Annotated in this window: 12 protein-coding genes; 4 read left to right on the top strand and 8 right to left on the bottom strand. The window is 59.8% G+C overall.

Annotation, left to right across the window (positions count from 1 at the left end):
* Positions 1 to 12: 12 nt before the first annotated feature.
* The 5 genes from pheS to thrS all read right to left on the bottom strand — a co-directional run bounded on the left by pheS (position 13) and on the right by thrS (position 4454).
* Positions 13 to 996, bottom strand: a complete 984-nt coding sequence (pheS, locus tag ACWPWQ_RS12285) for a phenylalanine--tRNA ligase subunit alpha (RefSeq protein ID WP_139434408.1) — start codon at positions 994 to 996, stop codon at positions 13 to 15.
* Between the two features lie 323 nt (positions 997 to 1319).
* Positions 1320 to 1676, bottom strand: a complete 357-nt coding sequence (gene rplT / locus ACWPWQ_RS12280; protein ID WP_010674800.1) for a 50S ribosomal protein L20 — start codon at positions 1674 to 1676, stop codon at positions 1320 to 1322.
* Positions 1677 to 1690: 14 nt separating this feature from the next.
* Positions 1691 to 1888: a 50S ribosomal protein L35 gene (gene rpmI / locus ACWPWQ_RS12275; protein ID WP_005315535.1), complete on the bottom strand. Its 198-nt coding sequence runs from the start codon at positions 1886 to 1888 to the stop codon at positions 1691 to 1693.
* 85 nt (positions 1889 to 1973) lie between these two features.
* Positions 1974 to 2504, bottom strand: a complete 531-nt coding sequence (gene infC, locus ACWPWQ_RS12270) for a translation initiation factor IF-3 (RefSeq protein ID WP_205597183.1) — start codon at positions 2502 to 2504, stop codon at positions 1974 to 1976.
* 21 nt (positions 2505 to 2525) lie between these two features.
* Positions 2526 to 4454 carry a threonine--tRNA ligase gene (gene thrS / locus ACWPWQ_RS12265; RefSeq protein WP_404836489.1) on the bottom strand — a complete coding sequence of 643 codons (1929 nt, stop codon included), beginning with the start codon at positions 4452 to 4454 and terminating at the stop codon, positions 2526 to 2528.
* 373 nt (positions 4455 to 4827) lie between these two features.
* Here thrS and ACWPWQ_RS12260 point away from each other — a divergent pair, with 373 nt between their 5' ends.
* Entirely contained in the window at positions 4828 to 5043 is a 216-nt protein-coding gene (locus ACWPWQ_RS12260; protein WP_139434406.1) for a hypothetical protein, read from the top strand.
* 4 nt (positions 5044 to 5047) lie between these two features.
* On the opposite strand, the gene ACWPWQ_RS12255 is transcribed toward ACWPWQ_RS12260, so the two are convergent.
* The gene (locus ACWPWQ_RS12255) at positions 5048 to 5638 is read right to left on the bottom strand and encodes a tetratricopeptide repeat protein (protein WP_202043643.1); all 591 of its coding nucleotides are present in this window, start codon (positions 5636 to 5638) and stop codon (positions 5048 to 5050) included.
* A 175-nt stretch (positions 5639 to 5813) separates the two neighbouring features.
* Between ACWPWQ_RS12255 and ACWPWQ_RS12250 the strand changes: the two genes are divergently transcribed.
* Positions 5814 to 6869 (top strand): PA0069 family radical SAM protein, encoded by a 1056-nt coding sequence (locus ACWPWQ_RS12250; protein ID WP_454009886.1) that lies wholly within the window; start codon positions 5814 to 5816, stop codon positions 6867 to 6869.
* A 19-nt stretch (positions 6870 to 6888) separates the two neighbouring features.
* Here the strand turns inward: ACWPWQ_RS12250 and ACWPWQ_RS12245 are convergent, their stop codons facing one another.
* Complete coding sequence (locus tag ACWPWQ_RS12245; protein WP_265435219.1) at positions 6889 to 7062, bottom strand: hypothetical protein; 174 nt, start codon at positions 7060 to 7062, stop codon at positions 6889 to 6891.
* Positions 7063 to 7343: 281 nt separating this feature from the next.
* Positions 7344 to 10142, bottom strand: a complete 2799-nt coding sequence (gyrA, locus tag ACWPWQ_RS12240; protein ID WP_454009885.1) for a DNA topoisomerase (ATP-hydrolyzing) subunit A — start codon at positions 10140 to 10142, stop codon at positions 7344 to 7346.
* Positions 10143 to 10341: 199 nt separating this feature from the next.
* Between gyrA and ubiG the strand changes: the two genes are divergently transcribed.
* Together ubiG and ACWPWQ_RS12230 are read left to right on the top strand one after the other, a co-directional pair.
* Positions 10342 to 11058, top strand: a complete 717-nt coding sequence (ubiG, locus tag ACWPWQ_RS12235; protein WP_202045796.1) for a bifunctional 2-polyprenyl-6-hydroxyphenol methylase/3-demethylubiquinol 3-O-methyltransferase UbiG — start codon at positions 10342 to 10344, stop codon at positions 11056 to 11058.
* Positions 11058 to 11741: an HAD family hydrolase gene (locus ACWPWQ_RS12230; protein WP_342058686.1), complete on the top strand. Its 684-nt coding sequence runs from the start codon at positions 11058 to 11060 to the stop codon at positions 11739 to 11741. Before ubiG ends, ACWPWQ_RS12230 begins: the two co-directional genes overlap by 1 nt.
* The last annotated feature ends 311 nt before the right edge of the window (positions 11742 to 12052 follow it).

Raw genomic sequence — 12052 nt, 5'->3', positions numbered from 1 at the left:
GTTCTCTCGCCCTTACTTGAACTGCTTGAGGAAGCGCAGATCGTTTTCGAAGAAGGCACGCAGGTCGTTGACCCCGTAACGCAGCATGGTGAGGCGCTCAACGCCCATGCCGAAGGCAAAGCCGGAGTATTTTTCCGGATCGATGCCGACCGAACGCAGCACGTTCGGGTGCACCATGCCGCAGCCCAGCACTTCCAGCCACTTGCCGTTCTTGCCCATCACGTCCACTTCGGCGCTCGGCTCGGTGAACGGGAAGTAGGAGGGGCGGAAGCGAATGGTGAGATCTTCCTCGAAGTAGTTGCGCAGGAAGTCGTGCAGTATCCCCTTGAGCTCGGTGAAGCTGGCATGCTCGTCCACCAGCAGGCCTTCGACCTGGTGGAACATGGGGGTGTGGGTCATATCGTAGTCGTTACGATAGACGCGGCCCGGCGCTATGATGCGGATCGGCGGCTGCTGATGTTCCATGGTGCGGATCTGCACGCCCGAGGTGTGGGTACGCAGCATCAGATCGGGATTGAAGTAGAAGGTATCGTGATCGGTACGCGCCGGGTGATGAGCCGGAATGTTCAGCGCATCGAAGTTGTGGAAGCCATCTTCAATCTCGGGACCGCGCTCGACCTTGAAACCCATCTCGCCAAACAGGCGCTCGATGCGCTCAATGGTGCGGGTCACCGGGTGCAGGCCACCGTTCTCGATGCGGCGACCCGGCAGGCTGATGTCGATGGTCTCGGCGGCCAGCTTCTGGTTCAGCACGGCAACTTCAAGGGCTTCACGACGCGCGTTCAAGGCATCCTGAACCAGCTGCTTGGCCTGGTTGATCACGGCGCCTGCGGCGGGACGCTCCTCAGGCGAAAGGGCGCCCAGGCCCTTCATCTGCTCGGTAAAAAAGCCCTTTTTACCCAGATATTTGACCCGGATTTCGTCGAGGGCGGCGATGTCGCTTACGCCCTCAATTTCGGCCTTGGCCTGGCCGACTACTTCTTCAAGCTGTTGCATGTCTTCCTCGTCACCACTCCCGAAACAGGAGCCTTTAGGCTAAATAAGGTCAAGAGGGGAATAATACAAAAAAAGCCCCTTCGCTGACCATAGTTATGGCCGGCTTTTCTCCCTATAAATCATTTTGTTATATCAAGCGAGTCTCAAGCCCTCCCCCGCCCGCTTCAATTTTTGATGATCGAGCTTGGTTTGTTGGCATATCAGACATTTTCGCGTCAGCCACCAGGGCGGGTGGCGCTGTACGGCACAACACACTGAAAGCAAAAAACGGGCAACAAAAAAGGAGGCCTGAGCCTCCTTTTATCTTTCATAGCAGAACCGGATTAAACCAGAGCTGCTTTGGCCTTTTCAACCAGGGCGGTGAAAGCCAGCTTGTCGTGAACGGCGATATCGGACAGGATCTTGCGATCGATCTCGATGGAAGCCTTCTTCAGACCGTCGATCAGACGGCTGTAGGACAGACCGTTCTGACGGGCTGCAGCGTTGATACGCGCAATCCACAGCTGACGGAACTGACGCTTCTTCTGGCGACGGTCACGGTAGGCATACTGACCAGCTTTGGTTACCGCTTGTACCGCTACGCGGTAGACACGGGAACGGGCGCCGTAGTAACCCTTGGCGGCTTTCATTACTTTCTTGTGACGAGCGCGAGCAGTCACACCACGTTTAACTCTTGGCATTTTTCACATCCCCCTTATGCGTACGGCAGACAAGCGACAACACGTTTGTGGTCGGCAGCAGAAACCATGAACTTCGGCCCCAGCTTACGCTTACGCTTACTGCTCTTCTTGGTCAGGATGTGACGCAGGTGGTTGTGCTTGCACTTGAAGCGACCTGAGCCAGTCTTCTTGAAGCGCTTTGCAGCACCCCGGTTGGTTTTCATCTTCGGCATTTCATACTCCGCATTGTGAGTGACAACAAAATCGCAAGGCGAACCGACTCATGGGGCGAACCCATGAGTCAATTTCTTGTGGGCCTTAAGATTTCTTCTTGGGTGCGAGGACCATCACAGCTTGACGGCCTTCGACTTTCGGGAACGACTCAACTACGGCCAACTCTTCCAGATCGTTCTTGACTCGCTCCAGAACCTTGATACCAAGATCCTGGTGGGCCATTTCACGACCACGGAAGCGCAGGGTGACCTTCGCCTTGTCCCCGTCTTCCAGAAAGCGAACCAGGTTGCGTAGTTTTACCTGATAGTCGCCTTCGTCAGTGCCAGGACGGAATTTGATTTCCTTCACCTGGACGACTTTCTGCTTTTTCTTCTGTTCTTTGGTGGTCTTGCTCTTTTCGTAGAGGAATTTGCCGTAATCCATGATTCGGCAAACGGGCGGCTCAGCGTTAGGACTGATCTCGACCAGATCCACTCCGGCTTCAAGGGCCAAGTTCAGGGCATCCTGGATGGTGGTGATGCCAATGGCCTCACCGTCCAAACCAGTCAGACGAACTTCTTTCAGACGGATCTCTTCATTGATCCGGTGAGCGCGGGCTTGCGGTTGCTTGCCCAGTTTTTTTCCGCCTTTTATAGCTTATTCCTCCACTTTCTTTTGTCCGCGGGTCTGAACTTCCTGGGTTAACAGAGCTATCAGCTCTTCAACAGGATAAGAACCCAGGTCAGCCCCTTTACGAGTCCGTACTGCAATCTTGCCGGCTTCTACTTCTTTATCGCCGCAGACCAGCATGAAAGGCACTCGCTTCAAAGTATGCTCGCGGATTTTAAAGCCAATCTTCTCATTTCTCAAGTCCGCTTTTGCGCGAAGGCCCGCATCATTCAATGCCTTGGCAACTTTCACCGCATAATCGGCCTGATTATCCGTGATATTCATGACCACGGCCTGAGTCGGTGCCAGCCAGGTCGGGAACAGTCCGGCGTACTCTTCGGTCAGGATACCGATGAAACGCTCGAGGGACCCGAGAATGGCCCGGTGGATCATCACGGGTACGTGACGTTCGTTGTCTTCGCCCACATAAGTGGCGCCAAGACGGCCCGGCAAGGCAAAATCGAGCTGCACGGTACCACACTGCCAGGCACGATCAAGACAATCGTGCAGGGTGAATTCGATCTTGGGACCGTAGAAAGCACCCTCCCCCGGTTGCAGATCGTACTTCAGGCCATTGAGCACCAGGGCTTCCGCCAGGGCGGCTTCCGCGCGATCCCAGGCTTCATCGGAACCGATGCGCTGCTCCGGACGGGTGGAAAGCTTGACCACGATGTTTTCGAAGCCAAAGGTGCCGTAGACGTCATAGACCATGCGAATACAGGCCGAGACCTCTTCCATGATCTGATCTTCGGTACAGAAGATGTGAGCATCATCCTGGGTGAAGCCGCGCACCCGCATCAGACCGTGCAGGGAGCCTGAGGGCTCGTTGCGGTGGCAGGAGCCGAACTCGGCCATGCGCAGGGGCAGATCCCGGTAGGACTTCAGCCCCTGGTTGAAGATCTGCACGTGGCCCGGGCAGTTCATCGGCTTGATGGCGTACTCACGGTTCTCGGACTGGGTGGTGAACATGGCCTGGGCGTATTTCTCCCAGTGGCCGGAGCGCTCCCACAGCACGCGATCCATCATGAAGGGGCCTTTCACCTCCTGATAGTCGTACTCCTTGAGCTTGCCGCGGATGAAGGTTTCCAGCTCACGGAAGATGGTCCAGCCATCGTTGTGCCAGAACACCATGCCGGGGGCCTCTTCCTGCATGTGGTACAGGTCGAGCTGCTTGCCAATCTTGCGGTGGTCGCGCTTGGCGGCCTCCTCGAGACGCTGCAGGTAGGCCTTGAGCTGCTTCTTGTCGGCCCAGGCGGTGCCGTAGATGCGCTGCAGCATCTTGTTGTTGGAGTCGCCACGCCAGTAGGCGCCTGACATCTTCTGCAACTTGAAGTGGTGGCAGTGACGCATGTTGGGCACGTGGGGGCCGCGACACATGTCGACGTACTCTTCGTGATGATAGAGACCGGGCTGATCATCGCGGGCGATGTTCTGATCCAGGATTTCGACCTTGTAGGTCTCGCCGCGGGCCTCGAACACGTCGCGCGCCTCCTGCCAGGAGACCTTCTTCTTGACGACGTCGTAATCCTTGCCGGCCAGCGCCAGCATGCGCTCTTCCAGGGCAGCCAGATCTTCATCGGTCAGGGTGCGGTCGAGATCGACGTCGTAGTAGAAACCGTTGTCGATGACAGGACCTATGGCCATCTTGGTCTGGGGCCAGAGTTGCTTGATGGCATGACCCAGCAGGTGGGCGCAGGAGTGGCGCAGAATGTCCAGACCGTCTTCGTCTTTGGCGGTGATGATGGCCAGGGAGGCATCGGCTTCGATCAGCTCACACGCATCCACCAGTTCACCGTTCACCCGGCCGGCAATGCACGCCTTGGCGAGACCGGGACCTATGTCGGCGGCGACGTCCATGACGGAAACGGCGTGGGGAAATTGACGTTGGCTGCCGTCAGGCAGAGTAATGATTGGCATTAGGTGTTTCCTTATACAGTGGTGCCCCGTACCAAAGGGCACATGCAGATTGGAGAAAACCTTTCATATCAAGCAGTCCACCCCTGAGTTTCACCGTTCACAATACGGTTGCTACACAGCAGTGGTACACACCCTCTTGGGTGCGCAAGGCCATCAATTGACAGGTACAGCGGAGGATTGTATCAGACGTCACGACCCAGACAAGTTGCCTTGCCGATTTTGTATACCATGAAGGGGAAAGCGAGGTGCGTCGTCATCAGTTGATTTGCCTGGCGTCACAGAGCAAATCGGGACGACGCATTTGCGATACGGGTCCCGCCGCGCCCTCTCTGTGCTAGGTTTCCAGTGAGGCGTCTGCCTAAATGAGGAGAGCATGATGTACACCTATGACATTTCGTTTCCGGAGCATGCGGAGAAGATTGTCCACCCGGATCACCTGTTGACGACACACTGCCCCGTTCATCTCGGGGAGCTGGTGATCCTGAGCGATGGCAGCAAGCGCGAGGTATGCAGCATAGTGCACAGCGCCGATCGCAGCACCCTCTACGTCACCGACGTGACACCGGGCAAGATCACCGCCAGCCGCTGAGGGGCTAACCCTCCCCCAGCAGTGACTGGCCGTTGAAATCGAAGGCGCTGCGACCCTCCTCGGCCAGCGCCAGCTCCTGCAATACCGTCAATGCCAGCTTGTTGCCCTTTTGCGAGGCCTGATAGAGCCACTGCTTGGCCTCGGCCATGTCGACCCGACCGTTGGCCCCCATCAGATGCAGCACCCCCACCTTGAGCATGGCGGGCACGTCTCCGTTGCGGGCCGCCCGCTCCATCCAGTGAAAGGCGATACGCAGATCCCGTGGCACCCCTACCCCGCGCAGATAGAGCTCAGCCAGCCGGTACTGGCCAAACGCATCCCCCGCCTCGGCGGACTGACGATAGAGGCGGATGGCCTGCGCCAGATCTTGTTCGCTCCCCTGCCCCAGCTCATGGCTCCACCCCATCAGGGCCTGCGCCCTGGGTTGACCCTGCTCGGCCAGCGGCTGCCAGATACCGGTCGCCTGCTCGAAGTGGCCCACCCGCCAGGCGCGGTTGGCCGCGGCCAGCTCCTGCTCGGTGGAGAGCGGGATCAGACGCCAGGCGACCAGGGCAATGACGCCGATAAACAGCCAGCGGTAAGTGGTGGGACTCATGATGATTTCCGTGATCCAGTTCGCATTTTATCTATGTAAACGAAATGTAGCGACAGATCAAGCAGGAGCTCCCGTTCTTTGACCGAGTGAAATAAGGGAAGAGTGGCCGGACTTGATGTTTGGCACCATCCCGAGCAGAATAACTGTATGTATAAACAGTGCGTGGTGTGATGAGATGGCAGGACGAGGCAGCACCCACAATATCGAGCACCGTTTCAGCGGCCCGCAGATCGATGCCGTCGACGATGGCTGGCAGGCCGTGGAATGGGAGGCGGCATTTCGTGCGTCCCAGCCCCGAACCGAGGTGCGGGAGATCCAGGCCAAGAGCATCATCAGCCACAACCTCTCGCCGGACGTCCCCTTCGGCCGCTCCATCAATCCCTATCAGGGGTGCGAGCATGGCTGCATTTACTGCTATGCCAGACCCAGCCACGCCTACCTGGAGCTCTCCCCCGGCCTGGATTTCGAGACCCGGCTGTTTGCCAAGCTCAATGCCGCCGCGCTGCTGCGCCGGGAGTTTGCCAAACCGAGCTACCAGCCGCAGACCATAGTGCTCGGGGCCAACACCGATCCCTACCAGCCCATAGAGCACCACTATCGCCTCACTCGCGAGCTGCTGGAGGTGATGCTGGCCCATCGCCATCCGGTGGGGATCATCACCAAGAGCGCCATGATATTGCGCGATCTCGATCTGCTGGCCGAGCTGGCCCGGGAGGGGCTCTGCCAGGTGATGGTGTCGGTCACCACCCTGAACGAGACTCTCAGGCGACAGCTGGAGCCCCGCGCCAGCACGGGCGCGGGTCGGCTCAAGGTCATCGAGAAGCTGGCACAGGCCGGGATACCTGTGGGAGTGCTGGCGGCCCCCATGATCCCGCGGCTCAACGAGCCCGAGCTGGAGCAGATCATCAAGGGCGCCGTGGAGGCGGGCGCCGGCTGCGCCGACTACATACTGCTGAGACTGCCCCACGAGCTGACCACCCTGTTTTGCGACTGGCTGGAGGAGCACTACCCCGGCCAGAAGGAGGCCATCCTGAACCAGTTGCGAGCAAGCAGAGGGGGAGCGCTCAACAGCCCCGCCTTCGGGACTCGTATGCGTGGAGAGGGGCAATTCGCCGACTTGCTCGCCCAGCGCTTTCGGCTCATCAGCAAGCGGCTGCAACTGGGCAAGCGCCATATCGCGCTCAACACCTCTGCCTTCATTCGCCCCAACGAGCAGTTGCGCCTGTTCTGATGGCTGCGGCTATCACCGCTCAGCCCCTGGGCCTTGGCGGATGAGGGCGCACCGGCTTGCCCTGCGCGATCAGCTCCGCGGGCAGGCGCGAGGGCTCATAAGCCACCTCCTCCTGCTCGTCATGTGACAATGCCCTGGCATCCTCTCCCCACATCCGGCTCCACCAGATCTCCCACATGATCCAACTGGTCATACCCTGCTCCTTCTGGATGATATTGCCAACGCCGGGCTCGGGCATGGTCGTGCCCTTGTCCCACCTGAACAGCCGCAGTCTGTCCCGCAGGGATGACAGCCAGATGACGCCGGGATGAAGGATTGAATGAGCAAGAGAGCCCGGAGCGGGAAAATACGGCGCCAGCACAGGAGATGAACGCAGGCAGTTTCGGATGACCGAGCGCCGCAGGAGGGAGTGAAAGCAAGACAAACAAAAAGAGCGACCCAAGGGCCGCTCTTTTTTATCGAGGCAGGTAACGATTATTCGTCGTCAGCCGCACCCGCTTCGCTGGAGCCTGCATCGTCGGCAGCACCGGCGTCTGGCGCAGTCTCTGCACCTTCCGCCTGCTCGCCGTCGATGGCCATGCCCTCGGCGACCAGAGCGTCGTTCTCTTCCTCGTCGCTCTCGGCGATACGTTGCAGGCCGACCACGGTCTCGTCTTCACCGGTACGGATCAGACGGACACCGCCGGTGTTACGGCCGATGACGCTCACCTCGGCAACACGGGTACGCACCAGGGTGCCGCCGTTGGTGATCAGCATGATCTGGTCAGTATCCTCGACCTGGATCGCATCGATCACCTTGCCGTTGCGCTCGTCCACCTTGATGGAGCGAACGCCCTGGGTACCACGGCTCTTGGTCGGGTACTCGTCCAGTGCGGTACGCTTGCCGTAACCGTTCTCGGTGGCGGTGAGGATGGCACCTTCACCGCGCGGCACGATGAGGGAAACCACCTTGTCACCGGCGCCCAGCTTGATGCCACGCACACCGGCGGCGGTACGACCCATGGGACGCACGCCCTTGAAGGTACCCTTGCTCTCGGTGCCTTCAGTGCCTTCGCCGTTGTCGCTGCCATCCTCGTCGTTGCCGGCGTCGTCGTCGGTCTCGACGTCATCGCTGGCATCCGCATCGGCTGCATCGGCGCGACCGCTACCTTCATTGAAGCGAACCACCTTGCCCGCATCGGAGAAGAGCATGATCTCGTTGCTGCCGTCGGTGATGTCCACCCCGATCAGCTCATCACCCTCCTTGAGGTTGATGGCGCGAATACCGGAGGAGAGCGGACGGCTGAAGTCGGACAGGCTGGTCTTCTTCACGGTACCGTTGGCGGTGGCGAAGAAGACATACTTCTCGGCATCATACTCCTTCACCGGCAAGATGGCGGTGATGCGCTCACCCTCGTCCAGCGGCAGCAGGTTGATGATGGGACGACCACGGGCGCCACGGGACGCTTCCGGCAGCTGGTAGACCTTGAGCCAGTAGACCTTGCCACGGGTGGAGAAGCACAGAATGGTGTCGTGGGTGTTGGCCACCAGCAGACGCTCCACAAAGTCCTCTTCCTTGATCCGGGTGGCCGACTTGCCACGACCACCGCGGCGCTGGGCCTCGTAGTCGGAGAGCGGCTGATACTTCACATAGCCCTGGTGAGACAGGGTAACCACCACGTCTTCCGGGGTGATCAGATCTTCGATGTTGATCTCGGCACTGGACATGCTGATCTCGGTGCGACGCTCGTCGCCATACTGCTCGCGCACGGCCAGCAGTTCATCGCGGATCACTTCCATCAGGCGTTCCGGGCTTGCCAGGATGAACAGCAGCTCGGCGATGAGATCCAGCAGAGATTGGTACTCTTCCAGGATCTTCTCGTGCTCGAGGCCGGTCAGCTTGTGCAGACGCAGGTCAAGGATGGCCTGGGCCTGGATCTCGGTCAGGAAGTACTGCCCTTCACGGATCCCGAACTCCGGCTCCAGCCACTCCGGCCGTGCCGCGTCGTCGCCCGCTTTCTCCAGCATGACGGCCACGTTGCCGAGTTCCCAGCCCTTGGCAATCAGGCCCGCTTTCGCATCCGCCGGGGTCGCACTGTGGCGAATGAGCTCGATGATGGGGTCGATGTTGGCCAGCGCCACCGCCAGACCTTCCAGGATGTGCGCCCGATCCCGCGCCTTGCGCAGCTCGAACACGGTCCGGCGGGTCACCACCTCGCGGCGGTGCAGCAGGAAGGCATCCAGGATTTCTTTGAGGTTCATCACCTTGGGCTGGTTGTTATCGAGCGCCACCATGTTGATGCCGAACGTGGTCTGCATCTGGGTGTGCTTGTAGAGATTGTTCAGCACAATCTCGCCGGACTCGCCGCGCTTGATCTCGATAACGATGCGCATGCCGTCTTTATCAGACTCATCGCGCAGGGCACTGATGCCCTCGACCTTCTTCTCTTTGACCAGCTCGGCGATCTTCTCGATCAGCCGCGCCTTGTTCACCTGATAGGGGATCTCGTGAACGATGATGGTCTCGCGACCGCTCTTCTCGTCCACTTCCACCTCGGCCTTGGCCCGCACATAGACGGAGCCGCGACCGGTCCGGTAGGCCTGCACGATGCCGGAGCGCCCGTTGATGATGCCGCCGGTGGGGAAATCCGGGCCGGTGACATAGGTCATCAGCTCGTCAATGGTGAGGGCGCCATTCTCGATCAACGCCAGACAGCCGTTGACTATCTCGGTGAGGTTATGAGGAGGAATGTTGGTCGCCATGCCCACCGCGATACCGGAGGAGCCGTTGATCAACAGGGTGGGTACCTTGGTGGGCATGACAGCCGGGATCATCTCGGTGCCGTCGTAGTTTGGCACCCAGTCCACGGTCTCTTTGTCCAGATCGGCCAGCAACTCGTGGGAGATGCGCGCCATCCGCACTTCGGTGTAACGCATGGCCGCAGCGTTGTCGCCATCGACCGAGCCGAAGTTGCCCTGACCATCGACCAGCATGTAACGCATGGAGAAATCCTGCGCCATCCGGACAATGGTGTCATACACGGCGCTGTCGCCGTGCGGGTGATATTTACCGATTACGTCACCGACCACACGGGCCGATTTCTTATAGGGCTTGTTCCAGTCGTTCCCCAACTCGTTCATAGCAAACAGAACGCGGCGGTGAACCGGTTTCAAGCCATCACGCACATCCGGCAGAGCTCGTCCTACGATCACGCTCATGGCGTAATCCAGATAGGAACTCTTGAGCTCTTCTTCGATGTTGACCGGCGTGATCTCTCTGGCCAGATCGCTCATAGAAAGCCTTAATCCCTAATTAGTTGTTCTTTGGCTTAAACAGCGCGACATGGTAACACACTGAGCCAAATACCTTAAGCCACAAATCCGGGTAACACGTCGGGCTGGTGTGCCCAAGTCCGTCCGTTATAATGCCCGCCAGGACAATAGATTGCGCGCGCCCTGCCCGCTGCGCGCCCTGCCACAGGATCATCAAAAAATGAATAGTGATGCCAATGTCGATCTGACAGAAATCGCCAAATTTGAAGCCATCGCCTCCCGCTGGTGGGACATGGAGGGCGAGTTCAAGCCCCTGCACCAGATCAACCCGGTGCGCCTTGACTGGATCACCGACAAGAGCGGCGGCCTGTTTGGCAAGCGCGTGCTCGACATCGGCTGCGGCGGCGGCATCCTCTCCGAGAGCATGGCCCGCCGGGGTGCTCGCGTGACCGGCATCGACATGGGCAAGGAGCCCCTCGGGGTCGCCCGCCTGCACGCCCTGGAGCAGGGTGTGGAGCTCGAGTATCGCCAGATCACCGCCGAAGCTCATGCCGCCGAGGCCCCCGGCCAGTACGACGTGGTCACCTGCATGGAGATGCTGGAGCACGTGCCGGATCCCGCCTCCGTGCTGCGCGCCATCGCCACCCTGGTGCGACCGGGGGGCAAGGTGTATGTCTCCACCATCAACCGCAACCCGAAAGCCTACCTGATGATGATCCTGGGGGCCGAGTACCTGCTGAAAATGGTGCCCAAGGGCACCCATGATCACAAAAAGTTCATCACCCCCGCCGAGCTGTGTCGAATGGGGGAAGCCGCGGGCCTGCTGGTGCGGGACATGAGCGGGGTGCACTACGCGCCGCTCTCCAACAGCTTCAAGCTCGGCAGGAACGTCGACGTCAACTACATGGTGGCCTTCGTGCGCCCGGAGTCAGTCTGATGAGCACCGACAAGGCGCCCCTGCGCTGCGTGCTGTTCGATCTGGACGGCACCCTGCTCGACACGGCCCCGGATCTCGGCGCCGCCGTCAACCATGTGCTGGTGAGCGAAGGCTTTGCCCCGCTGCCCGAGGCCATCATCCGCCAGACCACCTCCCACGGGGCCCTCGGGCTGCTCAAGGCGGGCCTGGGGGAGGATCTGCTGGAAGAGCTGGGGGCGACGCGCCTTCGCACCGCCCTGCTCGACCATTACGCCGCCAACCTCTGCGTCGGTACCCGTCCCTATGAAGGGATGCTGGATCTCATCGAATGGCTCGATGAGAAGAAGCTGCCCTGGGGCATAGTCACCAACAAGCCGGGCTTTCTCACCGAGCCGCTGCTGGCCGCCCTGCCCGAGCTTGCCAGCTGTGGCGTCACCGTCAGCGCCGACACCCTGCCGGTACGCAAGCCAGACCCGGCCCCCATGTTCTTTGCCTGCGAGCGGCTCGGGGTCGAGGCGAGCCACTGCCTTTATGTGGGGGACCATGTGCGCGACATCGAGGCGGGGCGCAACGCCGGCATGCGCACCGCGGTGGCGGGCTGGGGCTATCTGAGCGATGACGAGGATACCGCCGACTGGGGCGCCGACCTGCACTTTGATACGGTACAGGCCCTGCACCACTGGCTGCGCTACGAGCTGACCTGAGTCAGCCCTGTTCCGCATGACGTTATAGATGGATCATCCGGGCAGCTTTAACGCCAAATGGTTCCCAGATGAGCACGATGCTCACTCACCGGGCCGCACAATGGCAATGACAAGGGGCGCAGATGCGCCCCTTGTTTTGAGAGGATGACAAGTGCGCGCCTGCGGGGACAGGACAGCTTTTGACCCTGGCTGCACAAGGGATAACCAGGCTGAATTTGCTAGTAAAAACACCCCCTTTTCGCAAGCAAAAAAAGTTATTTAAATTTTCCATCTTCGATCATCGGACTTGCATTTGCCGGATCGGACGGATG

The sequence above is a fragment of the Aeromonas sp. Marseille-Q7275 genome, from assembly GCF_965119515.1.
This window is presented reverse-complemented; position numbering and strand designations above follow the sequence as displayed.

Coding starts and splice junctions, on each gene's coding strand:
- pheS (WP_139434408.1), bottom strand. CDS start 996: ATGCAACAGCTTGAAGAAGTAGTCGGCCAGGCCAAGGCCGAAATTGAG.
- rplT (WP_010674800.1), bottom strand. CDS start 1,676: ATGCCAAGAGTTAAACGTGGTGTGACTGCTCGCGCTCGTCACAAGAAA.
- rpmI (WP_005315535.1), bottom strand. CDS start 1,888: ATGCCGAAGATGAAAACCAACCGGGGTGCTGCAAAGCGCTTCAAGAAG.
- thrS (WP_404836489.1), bottom strand. CDS start 4,454: ATGCCAATCATTACTCTGCCTGACGGCAGCCAACGTCAATTTCCCCAC.
- ACWPWQ_RS12260 (WP_139434406.1), top strand. CDS start 4,828: ATGATGTACACCTATGACATTTCGTTTCCGGAGCATGCGGAGAAGATT.
- ACWPWQ_RS12255 (WP_202043643.1), bottom strand. CDS start 5,638: ATGAGTCCCACCACTTACCGCTGGCTGTTTATCGGCGTCATTGCCCTG.
- ACWPWQ_RS12250 (WP_454009886.1), top strand. CDS start 5,814: ATGGCAGGACGAGGCAGCACCCACAATATCGAGCACCGTTTCAGCGGC.
- ACWPWQ_RS12245 (WP_265435219.1), bottom strand. CDS start 7,062: ATGACCAGTTGGATCATGTGGGAGATCTGGTGGAGCCGGATGTGGGGA.
- gyrA (WP_454009885.1), bottom strand. CDS start 10,142: ATGAGCGATCTGGCCAGAGAGATCACGCCGGTCAACATCGAAGAAGAG.
- ubiG (WP_202045796.1), top strand. CDS start 10,342: ATGAATAGTGATGCCAATGTCGATCTGACAGAAATCGCCAAATTTGAA.
- ACWPWQ_RS12230 (WP_342058686.1), top strand. CDS start 11,058: ATGAGCACCGACAAGGCGCCCCTGCGCTGCGTGCTGTTCGATCTGGAC.